Genomic DNA, 15,768 nt, shown 5'->3' with positions numbered 1-15,768 from the left:
AGAAGGAAAAGCAATAATGAGCACTCCGCAATCCGACCAAAAGCACCTGTGGGTCTCCTGGGACGAGTATCACCGCCTGATCGAGCGCCTGGCGCTGAAGGTCCATGAATCGGGCTGGAAGTTCGACATGGTGCTGTGCCTGGCGCGCGGCGGCGTGCGTCCTGGCGACGTGTTCTCGCGCATCTTCGACGTGCCGCTGGCGATCCTGTCGACCAGCTCTTACCGCGAAGAAGCGGGCACCGTGCGCGGCGACCTGGATATCGCCAAGTACATGACCATGACCAAGGGTCCGCTGTCCGGCAAGATCCTGCTGGTGGACGACCTGGCTGATTCCGGCGTGACCCTGACCAAGGTGATGAAGCACCTGAAGGACAACTTTGAAGGCGTGACCGAAGTGCGTTCGGCCGTGATCTGGACCAAAGGCTGCTCCGCGTTCAAGCCTGATTACCAGATGGAAGAACTGCCGCACAATCCGTGGATCCACCAGCCGTTCGAAGACTACGACGGCCTGCGTCCGCACCAGCTGGCGGCATGGATCAAGAAAGGCGAGACCGGCGCGTAATTGCGTCGGCTTCGAAAAAAAAAGCGGAAGGGTGGAAGCCCTTCCGCTTTTTTTTTCAGCGTACTTCCAGCAGCTCGACGTCGAAGATCAGGTTCGAGTTCGGCGGAATCGGACCGATGCCGTTGCTGCCATAGCCCAGGGAAGCAGGTACGACCAGGGTGCGTTTGCCGCCCACCTTCATTCCCTGCACGCCTTGGTCCCAGCCAGGAATCACTTGTCCGGCGCCGAGCGGGAAGCTGAAAGGCTTGCGGCCGATGGACGAATCGAACTGCGCGCCATGCTGCTGCGGCGAGTTCGGTTCGTAAATCCAGCCGGTGTAATTGACGACGACGTTAGCGCCGGCAAGCGCTTCCTTGCCGGTGCCGACAACGGTATCAATCTTCTGGAACGGAATGGCGGCGGCTTCGGATTGCGCCGGTGGATTGCTGCGCTCGCAGCCGGCCAATGCCAGGGTAAGGCTTGCGCCGACAAGGCAGGCGGAAAACAGTCGCTTCATGTTCTTCTTTCAAAATAAACGGCAAAGAAGCAAGTGTACTGAATTCGCCACAAATTGCGAAAAAATCAGCAGCTATCGGTATTTTAAGATATTTCCATTAGGAAATGACTATACAATTCTTGGCATCATTTTGCTGTTGCCAGGATAGTCGATGTTTCCTTCGATGCTGTTGTCTGTGATGCTGGCGGTGTCGCCCCCTGAGCCGGGCGGCGCCCAGGCCGCCAAACCTGCCGCACTGCACAAGCACTGGGCTGAGCGCAAATTCGACGCCATCGAGCGCAGCCTGCGCGAGTCGTGCGCGTCCGACCCGGCCGGCTTCGAAGCGCAATTCGACAGCTATTTCCGCAGCACGCAAACCTGGGAAGCCGACCGCTACGCGCTGGAGCAATGGCGCCAGCAAGCGCCCGATGCGCTGGCGCAGGCGCTGGTCGAAGCGATCTATTGGCGCGCCTACGCCTCGCAACTGCGCTTGGGCGCCGTTGGCCACCTGCAGAAAGAGGCCATGGCGTTTTACCAGGAGCAGCTGGGGCGCGGCACAGCGCGCCTGCAGCACGTCAAGGCGCAGGCCAATGCCTGCCCGCTGTGGCATAGCCTGAACATCAGCCTGCAGTTGGAGGGCGCCGGTTCGCGCCGCAGTGCCGCCAGCGCATACCTCGACGCGGTGCAGGCTTTCCCGAATGACTTGCAGATCCACTTCGCCATGTCGCGCGCCTACAGCCCGCGTTCGGGCGGCAGTGCGGTGCAGTTCGACCAGTTTGCCCGGCGTGCCGTGTTCTTCACCAAGGCAGTGGAGGGCGGGGCCATGTACGCGCGCCTGTACTGGCGTGAAGATGGCAATGGCAGCGATGCGATCCAGTTCCGCGAGCAACGCGGCCTGCCGGAATGGCGCATGGTGAAGAGCGGTTTTGAAGACCTGCTGCAGCGGCATCCGCAAGACCTGCGCGGCCGCAACAAGTTCGCCTCATTCGCCTGCCGTGCCAATGACCGCGAGACTTACCTCCGGCTGCGCCAGGAACTTGGCGAGCGCATCATGCCCGAGCTGTGGCCGGACGTGGCCAGTGCCGAGGCCTGCGACCGCAAACTGGGCAAGGGCGCCTCCGCCGCCACTTCGCCGACGCAAGCCGGTGGTGTAAACTCGCACTCATGACTCAAGATTTCTTCCAGACCTTTATCCTGCTGATGCTGGTGACCGACCCGTTCGGCAACGTTCCCATTTTTGCGTCGGCGCTGGCCACCGTGCCGCCCAAGCGCCGCCCGAAAATCGTGGTGCGCGAATGCCTGATCGCCTTCGTCGTGCTGCTGGTGTTCATGTTCTTCGGCAGCCACTTCCTCAAGGCCCTGAGCCTGTCTGAAGCCTCGCTGCGCATCGCGGGCAGCGTGATCCTGCTGCTGATTGCAATCCGCATGGTGTTCCCGCATCCGGACGGTGTGCTGGGCAAGCAGGAGGGCGGGGAGCCATTCATCGTGCCGCTGGCGATCCCCGCGCTGGCCGGCCCATCCGCGCTGGCGACCGTGTTGCTGTTCTCGCGCGAGAGCACCGGCGAAGTACTGATGCACGTGGCCGCGCTGGCGGCCGTGGTGGTGGTGTGGCTGGTGGTGTTCCTCGGCGCCGAGCGCTTGCAAAAGGCCCTAGGCTCGCAGGTGATGACGGCCTTCGAGCGCCTGATGGGGCTGATCCTCGCGGCGATGTCGATCGAGATGCTGCTGGGCGGCGTGCGCGAGTTCGTCAAGACGCTTTAAAGTGGCGGTAACGCCTCGTGATTTTCTGTGACTTTTTCTGTCGGGCAATGGCAATATAATCATCCGAATTTGCCGCGCCGCGGCGCCACAGATAGGGTGATCCATGCATGTCCTGATCATATTGGGAATCGTCGTGTTGTTGGTTGTGTTGTTCTATAAGTCGACCAACCAGTATGTGCAGCCAGCCGGTTCGCCAGCCCCGGCGCCGGCGCAAGCCATGGGCGGCAGCGCGCCGCCGGTGCAGCTTGGCTGGGTCTCCAACGGCAAGCTGTTCGTGCAGGGCGGTTATGGCGCAGTGCAGGAGATTTCCAGCCCTTATGCGCAGCAGGCGATGGACCGCGCGGAACGCAGCCGCGAAAAGAACGCGTGGAAGAAGGACACTGCCTTCGGTGTCGCCGCGCAAGGCAATTACCGCGACTTCGATCACCAGACCGATCCTTTCCTGATTTCGTCGGCACTGTTCACCGGCGACGGCAAACTGCTGTACTTCCAGGCAGACCATGGCATGGGCGGGCTGTTCGCTTACGACACCGCCAGCGGGCAGGAAGAACGCCTGCTGCATCGCCAGCAATTGCAGCTCGATGATTTGTGCCTGTCGCCGTCCAGCGAGACGATTGTCTGCACGCTGCGTGCGCGTGGTGGCGCCAGCCATATCGCGACCATGCGCAGCAATGGCGATGGACTGCGCGAACTCACCGGCGGAGATACGATCGATTCCGCGCCTGCGCCCGTGCCGGGCGACGAGGCCAAAGTCATCTACCAGTCCGCAGCGATTGGACGCGACCAGCACGGCGGCTGGGCCGCAACGGGCCATGTGACGCTGCAGGAATTGAATACCGCGACCGGCCGCATTACGCCGGTGCTGGAAGATCCGCGCTACGACTTCCTGTCCCCGCGCGTGGCGCCGGATGGGGCGCTGTTCTTCATTCGCCGTCCTTATGAACCGCCGCAGTACAACGCCGGCAATGTAGTGCTGGATACGCTGTTCTTCCCATTCCGGCTGCTGCGCGCCGTGTTCCATTACCTGAATTTCTTCTCGCTGATGTACTCGCGCAAGCCGCTGACCGGTGCGAGCGGCATGCCGATGCAGGCGGACATGAAAAACATCGTCTTGCAGGGCAAGCGCATCGACGCCGAGCGTGCGCTGCGCCAGGAAGCCAGCATCGGCGGCATTCCTTCGCTGGTGCCGTCGTCGTGGCAGCTGATGCGCCGCACGCGCAGCGGTGGCGAGGCGGTGGTGGCGAACAATGTGAGTTCGTTTGATATGACGCCGGGCGGCACCATTGTCTACAGCAACGGCCGCGGCCTGTTTGCGCTGGATGCGCAAGGGCGCTCGGTACTGGTTGCGCAGGGAGACCTGGTCGGCGCAGTGCTGGTGCATGATAAGATGCCGGCATGAAACAACTTGAACCCATGTTCCGCTGCACGGGCTGCAACCGGGGCATTTTGAATCGCTGCGTGGCCCGCTGCCTGTATTGCGGCGCCGACCTGCCTGCCGAGGCCAGGCTTGCACCGGAAATGATCGCACAACGCGACGCTGAACATGCGCGCATGGAAGAGGCACGCAAGCGCCTTGCACAGCATCCCGCACCGCGCCCACAGGCCCAGGGCAGCGCAGCGTCGGACGTCATCGATGGCGTGGCGACGGGGTTGGATGTCATCGACCTGATCGGCGATGGCGTCTCGCTGTTTGGCAAACTTCTGGACTAAACATGTTGCTTTGATAATGACGGCGTGGCACGATATTGATCCCGCCATGCCAATCATTAAAGGAGCTGTCATGTCCCTGCGCATCAACGATACCGCACCAAATTTCAAGGCCCAGACTACCAAGGGCCCGATCGATTTCCATGAATGGATCGGCGACCAGTGGGCCGTCCTGTTCTCGCATCCGAAGGATTTCACGCCGGTTTGCACCACGGAGCTGGGCTACATGGCCAAGATCGAGCCGGAGTTCACCAAGCGCAATACCAAGATTATCGGCTTGTCGATCGACCCGGTCGAGAACCACAGCAAGTGGGCTTCCGACATCGAAGAAACCCAGGGCGCCAAGGTGAACTATCCGATGATTGGCGATACGGACCTGAATGTGGCAAAGCTGTACAACATGCTGCCGGCTGAGGAGCCGGGTACTGCGGATGGCCGCACCGCTGCCACCAATGCCACCGTGCGTTCGGTATTCATCGTTGGCCCGGACAAGAAGATCAAGTTGATGCTGACCTATCCGATGACCACCGGCCGTAACTTCGACGAGATCCTGCGCGTGCTCGATTCGATGCAGCTGACCGCCAAGCACAAGGTGGCCACGCCGGTGAACTGGAAGGATGGGGAAGATGTGATTATCGCTGGCTCGGTCAGCGATGATGATGCCAAGGGATTGTTCCCAGGCGGGTGGAAGGCGCCTAAGCCTTACCTGCGGATCGTCAAGCAGCCTTCCTGAAACCGTACGGGTTTGGTTGTGCGCCTTTGATCTTCGTCGAAAGTCCCGGGTCTGACCCTGTGGGTCAGACCCAGGTTTACCGGTTTTAAAGCGCATCGGCGCCAGGCGCGCCGAACAGCTGCTCTTTGAGGTGGTGCAACTGATCCCGCACCTGTGCCGCCTTTTCGAACTCCAGGTTCCTGGCGTGGTCCAGCATGAGCTTCTCGAGCCGCTTGATCTCCTTGCTGATCTGCTTCTCGCTCATGGCCTCGTATTTCGCGGCTTCCTCCGATACCTCCAGCTGCTCGCGGGCCGCAGCGCTGTAGACGCCATCGATCAGATCCTTGATGATCTTCTTCACGCCGCGCGGCGTGATGCCCATCTTCTCGTTATAGGCAATCTGCTTGGCCCGGCGCCGTTCGGTTTCATCGATCGCGCGCTTCATCGAGTCAGTGATGTTGTCCGCGTACAGGATCGCCACACCGTTCAGGTTACGCGCCGCCCGACCAATGGTCTGGATCAGTGAGCGCTCGGAACGCAGGAAGCCCTCCTTGTCGGCATCCAGGATCGCCACCAGCGATACTTCGGGCAAGTCCAGGCCTTCGCGCAGCAGGTTGATCCCCACCAGCACGTCGAAGGTACCAATGCGCAGGTCGCGCAGGATTTCCACGCGCTCCACGGTATCCACATCGCTGTGCAGGTAGCGCACCTTGATGCCGTGGTCGCCCAGGTATTCGGTCAGTTGCTCCGCCATGCGCTTGGTCAGCGTGGTGACCAGCACGCGTTCATTCTTCTCGATGCGGTCGTTGATCTCGCCCAGCAGGTCGTCGACCTGGGTACGGGCAGGGCGCACGATCACCTGCGGGTCGACCAGGCCGGTTGGGCGCACCACCTGTTCGACCACGGCGCCGGCGTTCTTCTTCTCGTACTCGGCCGGGGTGGCGGAGACGAAAACCGTCTGCCGCATCTTCGATTCGAACTCCTCGAATTTCAGCGGTCGATTGTCCAGTGCCGATGGCAGGCGGAAGCCGTAATCCACCAGGTTGGTCTTGCGCGAACGGTCGCCGTTGTACATGGCTGACAGCTGGCCGATCAGCACGTGCGACTCGTCCAGGAACATGAGCGCATCGCGCGGCAGGTAGTCGACCAGGGTCGGCGGCGGTTCGCCCGGCTTGGCGCCGGACAGGTGGCGCGAATAGTTCTCGATGCCCTTGGTGAAGCCGACTTCAGACATCATCTCCAGGTCGAAGCGGGTACGCTGCTCCAGGCGCTGTTCTTCAATCAGCTTGTTCTCGCGGCGGAAGAATTCCAGGCGCTCGCGCAGTTCTTCCTTGATGGTCTCGATCGCACGCAGCACGGTGGCGCGCGGCGTCACGTAGTGCGAGCCTGGGTAGACGGTGAAGCGCGGAATTTTCTGTTTGACCTTGCCCGTCAGCGGATCGAACAGCTGGATCGATTCCAGCTCGTCGTCGAACATTTCCAGGCGCACCGCCAGGTCGGCGTGTTCGGCCGGGAAAATGTCGATGGTGTCGCCGCGCACGCGGAAGGTGCCGCGGCCGAAGTCCATCTCATTGCGCGTGTACTGCATCTGGATCAGGCGCGCGATGATGTCGCGCTGCGACACGCGGTCCTTGGCGCGCAGCGTCAGAATCATCTGGTGGTATTCGTTCGGATTACCGATACCGTAGATGGCCGACACGGTCGCCACGATCACTACGTCGCGCCGCTCCATCAGCGACTTGGTGCAGGACAGGCGCATCTGTTCGATGTGCTCGTTGATCGACGAGTCCTTTTCAATGAACAGGTCGCGCTGCGGCACGTAGGCTTCCGGCTGGTAGTAATCGTAGTACGACACGAAGTACTCGACCGCGTTCTCCGGGAAGAATTCACGGAATTCGGAATACAGCTGCGCGGCCAGCGTCTTGTTCGGCGCGAACACGATGGCCGGACGGCCCATACGGGCGATCACATTGGCCATGGTGTAGGTCTTGCCGGAACCCGTCACCCCGAGCAGGGTCTGGAACGACAAGCCGTCTTCAATTCCTTCGCACAAGCCATCAATGGCGGTCGGCTGGTCACCGGCGGGAGGGAAGGGCTGGTGCAGCCGGTAAGGCGAATCCGGGAAAGTGATAACTTCCGAAGCCGGGGCACTGGTATTTTGGGAATCAGACATTACTGCAGACCTTTGATAGAATATGCGATTGTCAGCGGCCCTGACCGGATTTTGTTCGGGTGCCGGCCTGCTTTTGCATCGACCCGCCTTCAAACGTTACTAAACTTATCATGACGAACCCTTCCGTATTCAGCGCCATCGAGATGGCCCCGCGCGACCCGATCCTCGGCATCACCGAAGCCTTTAATGCAGACACTAACCCAGCGAAGATTAACCTGGGCGTAGGTGTCTATTATGACGACAATGGCAAAGTGCCGCTGCTGAAGTGCGTGGAAAAGGCGGAAGCAATCCTGATCGAACAGCACGCCCCGCGCACCTACCTGCCGATCGAAGGCCTGGCCGCATACGACAAGGCCGTGCAAGAGCTGGTATTTGGTGCCGACAGCGCCGTAATTCAAGAGAAACGTGCGGTGACCGTGCAGGCACTGGGCGGTACCGGCGCGCTGAAACTCGGCGCCGACTTCCTGAAGCGCTTCTCGCCGGATTCCGAGGTTTACATCAGCAACCCAAGCTGGGAAAACCACCGCGCGCTGTTCGAAAGCGCCGGCTTCAAAGTCAACAACTACGCTTACTACGACGAGACCACCCATGGCGTGAACTTCGCCGCCATGCTGGCTGCCCTGAAGGCCATGCCGCGCGGCTCCATCGTCGTGCTGCACGCTTGCTGCCACAACCCGACCGGCGCCGACCTGACCCAGTCCCAGTGGGATGAGGTGATCGCCGCTGTAGTCGCCGGCGGCTTGGTGCCGTTCCTGGATATGGCATACCAGGGCTTCGGCGCCGGCATTGCGGAAGATGGCGCCGTCGTGCGCCGCTTCGCCGCGACTGGCGTGGCGCTGCTGGTGTCGAACTCTTTCTCCAAATCCTTCTCGCTGTATGGCGAACGCGTGGGCGCCCTGAGCGTGGTGGCTGCTTCCGCCGAAGAAGCTGCGCGCCTGCTGTCGCAACTGAAGCGCGTGGTGCGTACCAACTACTCCAATCCACCGGTCCACGGCGGCAAGGTAGTGGCAACCGCCCTGGCAACCCCAGAGCTGCGCCAGATGTGGGAAGACGAACTGGCCGGCATGCGCGTGCGCATCAAGGAAATGCGCGAGGCCTTCGTGCAGAAGCTGAAGGTCAAGGCGCCTGGCCACGACTTCGACTTCGTGCGTGAGCAGGTCGGCATGTTCTCGTATTCCGGCCTGACCAAGGAGCAGGTGGGCAAGCTGCGCGAGCAGTCGATCTATGCTGTGGACACCGGCCGTATCTGCGTTGCAGCGCTGAATTCGAAGAATATTGATGTGGTAGTTGACGCCATCGCCAAGGTCCTTTAATATGCTGCTCTCTGATCGCAACGCGGTCAGAGAATGATCCCTGATAGCTCAGTCGGTAGAGCGACGGACTGTTAATCCGCAGGTCCCTGGTTCGAGTCCAGGTCGGGGAGCCAGAATATAGAAAAGCCCAGCCTTAACCGGTTGGGCTTTTTGCATTTCAGGGCCGCATTGCGCCCTGTCGCAACATCTGTGCCCAATTTAGTTGCATTAGTAAGTGCTACATTTGATGAAATGCACTTTTAATCTCCTTAACTTAATTAGTGTGGTCGCTAAGGTAACTTCATGTGGCCATCCTTATTTCAACACTTCCGGCGGTCAACCAGTCCAGGAAGACACTCACCAATTCCTACGTGATGGACAATAGATGGACAATAAATACCCGACTTGCCAGGGCCGGTACTGATCCGTCCTATTCGGGCTGGAGCCTTTTCAGGATGGCCGCAGCGTTCGTATTGCCGGGATCCAGTTGCAGCGCACGCTGATAGGCCGCAATGGCCTTGGCATTCTCGCCCAGCGCCAGGTACAGCTCTCCCATGGAGTCATGCAGGTTGCCGTCGCGCGGGAAAAGCTCGCTTGCGCGCTGGAGGATAGCGATGCCGGTCGCCGCTTGTCCGGCTTCGGCGTATTGGTAGGCCAGGCGGTTCAACGCATTGCCGTCCTCCGGCGTGTCGCTTTGCGCCAGCAAGAACTTGAAGCGCGCCAATGCCGCGTCGGCGCCGGCCTGGCGAATTTCTGCAGCCAGCACATCATTCAAAGAGGGCTTGGGTTGCGCAACGGCCTGGCCATACAGTACGTCGGTGAAATCGCGGCGCATCCGATAAATCTCCGGCCCCTTGTTGCCATTGCCTTCGTTGAGGAAGATGACAACCAGCTTGCCGTCTTCCGGATAGCGCGTGACCAACGTGCGGAAACCGTTGGCGTTGCCGCCGTGCTCGTGTACCAGGCGCGGCTTGCCGGCAATGGTGCGCGTTCCAACCAGCCAGCCGTAGCCATAACCGAGATCGCCCCACACATCGTCCTTGACATAGGCGGTGAACATCTGCCGTTTTGATTCGGGCTTGAGCAGCGCGTTGCCGGCCAGGGCGCGATCGAGCTTGAAGAAGTCGCCGGTGGTGCTGGCGACGCCGCCGCCGGCGCCGACGTTCGGAATCCAGAGCGGATCAGCGGGACGGTATTCGCCGAGGGCACGCACATAGCCGGATGCCTTGCGCGGGATGATGCGGTCCGGCGCGTCATATGCTGTGCGCTGCATGCCGGCTGGGCGCAGGATCATGCTATCCAGGGCTTCGCTGTACGTCTTTCCGGTCTGCTTTTCGATGACCCAGCCGAGCAGGGTGTAGTTGGAACTGCTGTAGTGGCCCTGGCTGCCGGGTTCGAATTCCAGCGGGCGGTTCATGATCGCGAGGAGATCGGCCTTCGGCACTTTTTCGCCAAGGCGGTTAGCCCAGAAGCCCGGGAAATTTGCGTAGTCGACGATGCCGGAAGTGTGGTTCAGCAACTGGTGCAGCGTGACGCGCTTGCCAATCCCCGAATCAAGTTCGGGCACGTATTTACCAATCGGGTCGTCCAGCTGCAGCTTGCCTTGCTCCGCCAGTTGCATGACCAGGGTCGCGGTGAATTGCTTGGTCAGCGAGGCGACGCGAAAAACGGTGTCAGTGGTGTGGGGAATTTTCCATTCGCGGTTGGCCAGCCCAAAGGCGCGGTGATAAACCACTTTTCCATGGTCGGCGACCAGTACAGCTCCATCCAGTTGGCCGAGGGAGTGGTAACGCTCGGCCAGGCGGTCGATGTCGGCGGCGCGGTCGGCTTTTGCGGGCAGGGCGGACAGCAGAAGCAGGGCGATCAGGATTTTTCTCATTTTTCAACGATAGCATACCGCCAAGTTTATTTGCTTTTGGATATTGGTCGGACCAAAATTAATGCGGTAAGTCCGATTGTTGTATTTTGGTCAGGCCAATTGACGCGCTGTTGGAATAAATGCATCCTGTGCGCTCCTCAAACCAGAAAGCACAGGAGACAAGCGCATGAAAGTTAATCAACTCAAGGTAGTCTTCCTGGCGGCCGCTATCGCGGCAGCCACCTCTGCAGTTGCTGGACCCGTCGGCTATGGCGCCGCCACCACTGGCGGTGGAAGCAAGACCCCGGTCAATGTGGCCACGCTGGCCGATGCCCAGGCTAAGATCAACGCCTACACCGATAACTCCGGCCTGGTACTGAGGTATACCGGCAAATTCGACTACAACACCATCACCGACGTGTGCGCGCAGTGGCAGAAGCCGGCGCAGACGCTGGAGATCAAGAACAAGAGCAACATCACCATCATCGGCGCCAGCGATTCGAGCGCCAACTTCGGCATCCACATCGCCGGCAATGCGCACAACGTGATTGTGCAGAACATGATGATCGGCCTGCTGCAGGGCGGCGAGGCAGCCGATTCGATATCGATCGAGGGCATGTCCTCCGGCCAGCCAAGCAATATCTGGATCGACCACAACACCATCTTCGCTTCGCTGACTTCCTGCCCAGGCGCAGGCGATGCGTCGTTCGATGGCGGCATCGACATGAAGAAGGGCGCGCACCACATCACGGTGTCGTACAACCACGTGTACAACTACCAGAAGGTGGCCCTGAACGGCTACAGCGACAGCGATACGGCCAACGCCAACGCCCGCACCACCTACCACAACAACCGCTTCGAGCACGTCAAGTCGCGCTTGCCGTTGCAGCGTTTTGGCATGAGCCACATTTTCAACAACTACTTCAATGACGTGCAAACGTCCGGCATCAACGTTCGCATGGACGGCATTTCGCTGATCGAAGCGAATTACTTCGAGAACGTGAAGAACCCGGTCACGTCGCGCGACAGCAGCCGTATCGGTTACTGGGAGCTGCGCAACAACTATGTTGGCAGCGGCATTACCTGGGACACCCCGAGCGGCGCGGTCAATGCCACTAACTGGGGCAGCACCCAGTCCTATGGCCCGACCGGCTATTCCTATACCCCGATTGCCGGCGCCGACGTGAAGGCCAAGGCGATTGCCACCGCCGGTGCGCGCACCAACCTGGCCCAATAGGCATAGTTCGCGTTAAATAAGTCATAGCTTTGCCGCTGTCAGGCACGAGGATAATTTGCCCATGCTAACAAGAACGGAGGCAGGATGGGCGTGAATTCCAGGCGGCGGCACCTGATGGTCTCGCTCGGCATGGCGGCGGCATTTCCAGGGCTCGCGGGTGCCGCAGTGAGTGCCACGGCGCGCGGCAAGCGCGAAGATCTGGAGCTTTGGTATGCGCGTCCGGCAGGGCCATGGGTAGAGGCGCTGCCGGTCGGTAACGGCAGGCTGGGCGCCATGGTGTACGGGCGCGTGGGGCAGGAACGCCTGCAGCTCAATGAAGATACCCTGTTTGCAGGCGGCCCGCATGACCCGAACATGCCCACCGCCCAGGCTGCGCTGCCGCAAGTGCGCACCCTGATCGATCAGGGCAGGTTCAAGGAAGCCCACGACCTGTGCGGCAGCACCATGATCTCCCACCAGCAGATGCCCTACAGCTCTGCCGGCGACCTGCTGATCGACTTTATCGGCGCGCCTGCGGCGCCATCGGTATACCGCCGTTCCCTTGGCCTCGATTCAGCCGTGGTCCACACCAGCTATGCGGCAGGCAAGGTGCGCTACACGCGCGAAGTATTTGCCAGCGCTCCCGCGCAGGTAATCGTGGCCCGGCTGACCGCTACGCAAGGCGTGCTGGATTTCGATCTTGGCTATCGCCATCCGGCGCAGGTCAAGTATGGTGCTACGCAAGCGCCGGTGGAGTTGCGCGAAGACCTGAACGAGGCGGCGCGCCCGGCCCAGTTGGCAATCGGCGCCGATGGCGATGGCGCGCTGCTGGTAGAGGGACGCAATAATGATTCTTCCGGCATTCCGGGCGCGCTGCGCTACGCGGTGCGGGTGCAGGCGATCGCAGACGGCCAGGTAATCGTGGCCGGCGACCGTTTACAGGTGCGTGGTGCGCGCACTGTGACGCTGCTGGTGGCTGCCGCTACCAGCTACGTCAATTTTGCCGATACGAGCGGCGATCCTGTAGCGCGGGTGCGCCGCGATTGCGCAGGGGCGGCGCAAAAGCCTTATGCGCTCTTGCGGCAGGAGCATGTGAATTCGCACCAGTCACTGTTCCGCCGGTTCTCGATCCGGCTGGGCAAAGGACAGGATGTGCGCCCGACCAGCGAACGTATCGCCACCGCGGAATCGCAGCCCGACCCGACGTTGGCTGCGCTGTACGTGCAATATGCGCGCTACCTGCTGCTTTCCTGTTCGCGCCCCGGCAGCGAACCGGCCAACCTGCAGGGCCTGTGGAACGAGGGTACCAATCCGCCATGGGGCGGCAAGTACACAATCAACATCAACACCCAGATGAATTACTGGCCGGCGGGGCCGGCCAACCTGGGCGAATGCGTGGAGCCGGTGCTGCGCATGGTCGAGGGTCTTGCTGTGACCGGCGCCATCACGGCGCGCAAGGCTTATGGTGCACGCGGCTGGGTCACCCACCACAACACCGACCTGTGGCGCGGCAGTGCGCCAATCGATGGACCGTTGTGGGGAATCTGGCCAACCGGCGGCGCATGGCTGTGCAATACGCTTTGGGATCATTATGATTATTCGCGTGACGAGGCCTGGTTGCGCCGTCTCTACCCATTGATGAGGGGCGCATGCCTGTTCTTCATCGATACCCTGGTGGAAGATCCGAAGGGCAGGGGCCTGGTGACATCGCCTTCGATCTCGCCGGAAAACCAGCATCACAAGGGCGTTGCGATTTGCGCGGGCCCTGCCATGGACCGGCAGATACTGCGCGACCTGTTCCGCAACACGCTGGCCGCTCAGGTGCTGCTGAGGGAGGACGACGCCGAACTGCGGCGCGTACTGGAGACAACGATGGCGCGCCTGCCCGTGGACCGCATTGGTGCGCAAGGCCAGTTCCAGGAATGGCTGGAAGACTGGGATGCCGGGGCGCCGGAGCAGAAACACCGCCATGTATCCCACCTGTATGCCATCTATCCGTCCAGCCAGGCGAACGTGCGCGACACCCCGCAGTTGGTGCAGGCGGCGATGATCACGCTGAACACGCGGGGCGACAAATCGACTGGATGGGCCACCGCATGGCGGCTGGCCCTGTGGGCACGGATGGGGGAGGGTGATCGCGCGCACGCCATTCTGCTTGGCTTGCTGGGGCCGGAGCGCACCTATCCGAACATGTTTGACGCCCATCCTCCGTTCCAGATCGACGGCAATTTCGGCGGCGCGGCGGGGATCATCGAAATGGTGCTGCAATCCTGGGGCGATGAAATCCACGTGCTGGCGGCGCTGCCCAAGGCGTGGCCGGAGGGGAATATGCGTGGCATCCGTGCCCGCGGCGGAGTCGAAGCCGACGTCGAGTGGTCCGGCGGGCGCCTGCGGCGCCTGGCGCTGCGCGGCAAGCCAGGCGAGAGCGTCAGCGTGCGCTACCGCGGCGAGAAGCGTTCCTTGAAGCTGGATGGCAAGGGGCGGGCGGCCTGGATATTGCAAGGATGAGACTGAATGTTGGCAAACTGGACATAAGCTTTTTTGCTTTTGGGGTGGAATCAGTTATTCTTCAAGTTATCTATCAGATTTAATCCGGAGCATTTGAAGAATGATTACAAAAGAAGAACGGGTGGTGTACGGAACCGAGGACTTGCTGACCACCCTGTGCTCGTCGGTCACCCGCGTGCTGAACGTGGCGTCGCAAAGCCGGATTACCTACTCGGCCATGGTGCAGCGTATTACCAAGGTCGGCCTGAAACCTGATATTGGCTGCTTCGTGCTGTTCGACGGCGGCTTTACCGGCCTGGTTGTGCTGAACTTCTCGGCCGAAGCGGCGATGGAGATTTACGAACGCTATATGCTCAGCATGGGCATGCCGAAATCCGAACTGGCCAGTTCTTTCACTTCCGACGAAGTGGCGAACATCATGGGTGAGCTGATGAACCAGATTGTTGGCGACTTCACCGGCAAGGTGCGCAGCGAACTGCACACCAACATTACCCAGAACCAGCCGAAAATGCTGGTGCTGAACAAGCAGGTGACGCTGAGCGTGGATACCCCGCTCGACCGTCCGGAAATGCGCCGCGTGTCCTTCTTCACCGAGCGTAACAATATCTTCTACCTCGAACTGGCGATCGACCGCACCGAGTTTATTAAATTGCATGATTTCGAGAAGACCGAGGCCGAAGATCCGGATACCCTGCTGGAGCGCGAGCAGGCTGCCCAGGCTGCTGCAGCACCGGCCGAGGCCATCTCGTCGGATGACGCCGACGAGCTTTTGAAGTCCCTCGGCATGTGATCTAAAATAGGCTTTGCAAAAGCAGGAACGACGGTTATAATATTGCCTCTTTTCCCTGATAGCTCAGTCGGTAGAGCGACGGACTGTTAATCCGCAGGTCCCTGGTTCGAGTCCAGGTCGGGGAGCCAGAACACTGAAAAGCCCAGCCTTCACCGGTTGGGCTTTTTTCATGGTGTCGTTTCTTTTCTCGACTACTGGAAGACCGTACCGTGACCGATAATCCATATTCCCAGCCAAGCGCCGCTGTGCAGGCGGAGCACGATCTGCTTCCTTCCAAACCGGTGGCAGTTTCAATGTACAGGTTTTTTGCCTGGATAGCAGTGCTGGTAGCGCTCCTCGGCTTCTTCCAGCTATTTGATCCGGTACGGTTGGAAAGTGGTAAAAGTATCGCGGAAGGCATCGCTCCCCGCGTGGTACTGCTGTTAGCGATGGGGGGGCGGTTGTTTGCGGATACCGCCGTAATCGCTTGTGCGAGTTTGTCGCAGTCATATTCATTGCTGCGCTTGGCGTCTCTTCGAGCTTGCTATGCATCGCATTCAGCGTCGCAGGCTCGGGCGACGGCGCGCCGCTTTGGATCTCGCTTGCGGTGGTCGTTTTCCTTGTCTTTATTTACTGGATTTACGCCTTCGGTTTCTCGGTAAAAGCCCGGCGATATTTTTCAACATAGACCGGCCACTCACACGACTGCCCCAGGGTGGGCTGCCGCCGACAGGC

At 60.6% G+C, this 15,768-nt stretch carries 14 protein-coding genes and 2 tRNA genes; 13 read left to right on the top strand and 3 right to left on the bottom strand.

The window, feature by feature from the left end:
- Positions 1–16 precede the first annotated feature (16 nt).
- Positions 17–562 (top strand): phosphoribosyltransferase, encoded by a 546-nt coding sequence (locus ACN9MW_RS23065; protein ID WP_426163072.1) that lies wholly within the window; start codon positions 17–19, stop codon positions 560–562.
- 55 nt (positions 563–617) lie between these two features.
- On the opposite strand, the gene ACN9MW_RS23060 is transcribed toward ACN9MW_RS23065, so the two are convergent.
- Entirely contained in the window at positions 618–1,058 is a 441-nt protein-coding gene (locus tag ACN9MW_RS23060; protein WP_426163070.1) for an FKBP-type peptidyl-prolyl cis-trans isomerase, read from the bottom strand.
- Between the two features lie 151 nt (positions 1,059–1,209).
- Here ACN9MW_RS23060 and ACN9MW_RS23055 point away from each other — a divergent pair, with 151 nt between their 5' ends.
- From ACN9MW_RS23055 to ACN9MW_RS23035, 5 genes are all read left to right on the top strand, one after another.
- Positions 1,210–2,205, top strand: coding sequence for a hypothetical protein (locus tag ACN9MW_RS23055; RefSeq protein WP_426163067.1), 996 nt, complete (start codon positions 1,210–1,212; stop codon positions 2,203–2,205).
- A complete protein-coding gene (locus ACN9MW_RS23050; protein ID WP_057259514.1) occupies positions 2,202–2,798 on the top strand; it encodes a MarC family protein in 597 nt (198 codons plus the stop codon). Before ACN9MW_RS23055 ends, ACN9MW_RS23050 begins: the two co-directional genes overlap by 4 nt.
- A 103-nt stretch (positions 2,799–2,901) precedes the next feature.
- Entirely contained in the window at positions 2,902–4,197 is a 1,296-nt protein-coding gene (locus ACN9MW_RS23045) for a hypothetical protein (RefSeq protein ID WP_426163065.1), read from the top strand.
- On the top strand, positions 4,194–4,508 hold the full coding sequence (locus ACN9MW_RS23040; RefSeq protein ID WP_426163062.1) for a hypothetical protein: 315 nt from the start codon (positions 4,194–4,196) through the stop codon (positions 4,506–4,508). The genes ACN9MW_RS23045 and ACN9MW_RS23040 overlap by 4 nt, the downstream gene beginning before the upstream one ends.
- 70 nt (positions 4,509–4,578) lie before the next feature.
- Complete coding sequence (locus tag ACN9MW_RS23035; protein WP_426163059.1) at positions 4,579–5,238, top strand: peroxiredoxin; 660 nt, start codon at positions 4,579–4,581, stop codon at positions 5,236–5,238.
- A gap of 85 nt (positions 5,239–5,323) precedes the next feature.
- On the opposite strand, the gene uvrB is transcribed toward ACN9MW_RS23035, so the two are convergent.
- Positions 5,324–7,390, bottom strand: coding sequence for an excinuclease ABC subunit UvrB (gene uvrB, locus ACN9MW_RS23030; RefSeq protein ID WP_426163056.1), 2,067 nt, complete (start codon positions 7,388–7,390; stop codon positions 5,324–5,326).
- A 110-nt stretch (positions 7,391–7,500) separates the two neighbouring features.
- On the opposite strand from uvrB, the gene ACN9MW_RS23025 reads away from it, so the two are divergent.
- Positions 7,501–8,703: an amino acid aminotransferase gene (locus tag ACN9MW_RS23025; protein ID WP_426163053.1), complete on the top strand. Its 1,203-nt coding sequence runs from the start codon at positions 7,501–7,503 to the stop codon at positions 8,701–8,703.
- Positions 8,704–8,740: 37 nt separating this feature from the next.
- Positions 8,741–8,816, top strand: a tRNA-Asn gene (locus tag ACN9MW_RS23020).
- A gap of 296 nt (positions 8,817–9,112) precedes the next feature.
- Here ACN9MW_RS23020 and ACN9MW_RS23015 read toward each other — a convergent pair.
- On the bottom strand, positions 9,113–10,561 hold the full coding sequence (locus tag ACN9MW_RS23015) for a serine hydrolase (RefSeq protein ID WP_426163051.1): 1,449 nt from the start codon (positions 10,559–10,561) through the stop codon (positions 9,113–9,115).
- Positions 10,562–10,727: 166 nt separating this feature from the next.
- Between ACN9MW_RS23015 and ACN9MW_RS23010 the strand changes: the two genes are divergently transcribed.
- From ACN9MW_RS23010 to ACN9MW_RS22990, 5 genes are all read left to right on the top strand, one after another.
- Entirely contained in the window at positions 10,728–11,777 is a 1,050-nt protein-coding gene (locus tag ACN9MW_RS23010) for a pectate lyase family protein (RefSeq protein ID WP_426163048.1), read from the top strand.
- Positions 11,778–11,861: 84 nt separating this feature from the next.
- Positions 11,862–14,264: a glycoside hydrolase family 95 protein gene (locus ACN9MW_RS23005; protein WP_426163046.1), complete on the top strand. Its 2,403-nt coding sequence runs from the start codon at positions 11,862–11,864 to the stop codon at positions 14,262–14,264.
- A 100-nt stretch (positions 14,265–14,364) separates the two neighbouring features.
- The gene (locus tag ACN9MW_RS23000) at positions 14,365–15,054 is read left to right on the top strand and encodes a DUF3334 family protein (protein WP_426163044.1); all 690 of its coding nucleotides are present in this window, start codon (positions 14,365–14,367) and stop codon (positions 15,052–15,054) included.
- A 52-nt stretch (positions 15,055–15,106) separates the two neighbouring features.
- A tRNA-Asn gene (locus ACN9MW_RS22995) sits at positions 15,107–15,182 on the top strand.
- Between the two features lie 81 nt (positions 15,183–15,263).
- Positions 15,264–15,695 carry a hypothetical protein gene (locus ACN9MW_RS22990; RefSeq protein ID WP_426163042.1) on the top strand — a complete coding sequence of 144 codons (432 nt, stop codon included), beginning with the start codon at positions 15,264–15,266 and terminating at the stop codon, positions 15,693–15,695.
- Positions 15,696–15,768: the final 73 nt, after the last annotated feature.

It is taken from the genome of Pseudoduganella sp. R-34, from assembly GCF_049904655.1.
In the GTDB taxonomy this organism is placed as follows: Bacteria; Pseudomonadota; Gammaproteobacteria; order Burkholderiales; family Burkholderiaceae_D; genus Rugamonas.
Note: the sequence above shows the minus strand (reverse complement) of the source record. Positions and strands in the feature narration are given on the sequence as shown.

What these genes read in the sequence shown, in the direction of transcription:
- ACN9MW_RS23050 (WP_057259514.1), top strand. Translation starts at nt 2,202, where the DNA reads ATGACTCAAGATTTCTTCCAGACCTTTATCCTGCTGATGCTGGTGACC.
- ACN9MW_RS23060 (WP_426163070.1), bottom strand. Translation starts at nt 1,058, where the DNA reads ATGAAGCGACTGTTTTCCGCCTGCCTTGTCGGCGCAAGCCTTACCCTG.
- ACN9MW_RS23015 (WP_426163051.1), bottom strand. Translation starts at nt 10,561, where the DNA reads ATGAGAAAAATCCTGATCGCCCTGCTTCTGCTGTCCGCCCTGCCCGCA.
- ACN9MW_RS23010 (WP_426163048.1), top strand. Translation starts at nt 10,728, where the DNA reads ATGAAAGTTAATCAACTCAAGGTAGTCTTCCTGGCGGCCGCTATCGCG.
- ACN9MW_RS23005 (WP_426163046.1), top strand. Translation starts at nt 11,862, where the DNA reads ATGGGCGTGAATTCCAGGCGGCGGCACCTGATGGTCTCGCTCGGCATG.
- ACN9MW_RS23065 (WP_426163072.1), top strand. Translation starts at nt 17, where the DNA reads ATGAGCACTCCGCAATCCGACCAAAAGCACCTGTGGGTCTCCTGGGAC.
- ACN9MW_RS23000 (WP_426163044.1), top strand. Translation starts at nt 14,365, where the DNA reads ATGATTACAAAAGAAGAACGGGTGGTGTACGGAACCGAGGACTTGCTG.
- ACN9MW_RS23025 (WP_426163053.1), top strand. Translation starts at nt 7,501, where the DNA reads ATGACGAACCCTTCCGTATTCAGCGCCATCGAGATGGCCCCGCGCGAC.
- ACN9MW_RS23040 (WP_426163062.1), top strand. Translation starts at nt 4,194, where the DNA reads ATGAAACAACTTGAACCCATGTTCCGCTGCACGGGCTGCAACCGGGGC.
- ACN9MW_RS23035 (WP_426163059.1), top strand. Translation starts at nt 4,579, where the DNA reads ATGTCCCTGCGCATCAACGATACCGCACCAAATTTCAAGGCCCAGACT.
- uvrB (WP_426163056.1), bottom strand. Translation starts at nt 7,390, where the DNA reads ATGTCTGATTCCCAAAATACCAGTGCCCCGGCTTCGGAAGTTATCACT.
- ACN9MW_RS23045 (WP_426163065.1), top strand. Translation starts at nt 2,902, where the DNA reads ATGCATGTCCTGATCATATTGGGAATCGTCGTGTTGTTGGTTGTGTTG.
- ACN9MW_RS23055 (WP_426163067.1), top strand. Translation starts at nt 1,210, where the DNA reads ATGTTTCCTTCGATGCTGTTGTCTGTGATGCTGGCGGTGTCGCCCCCT.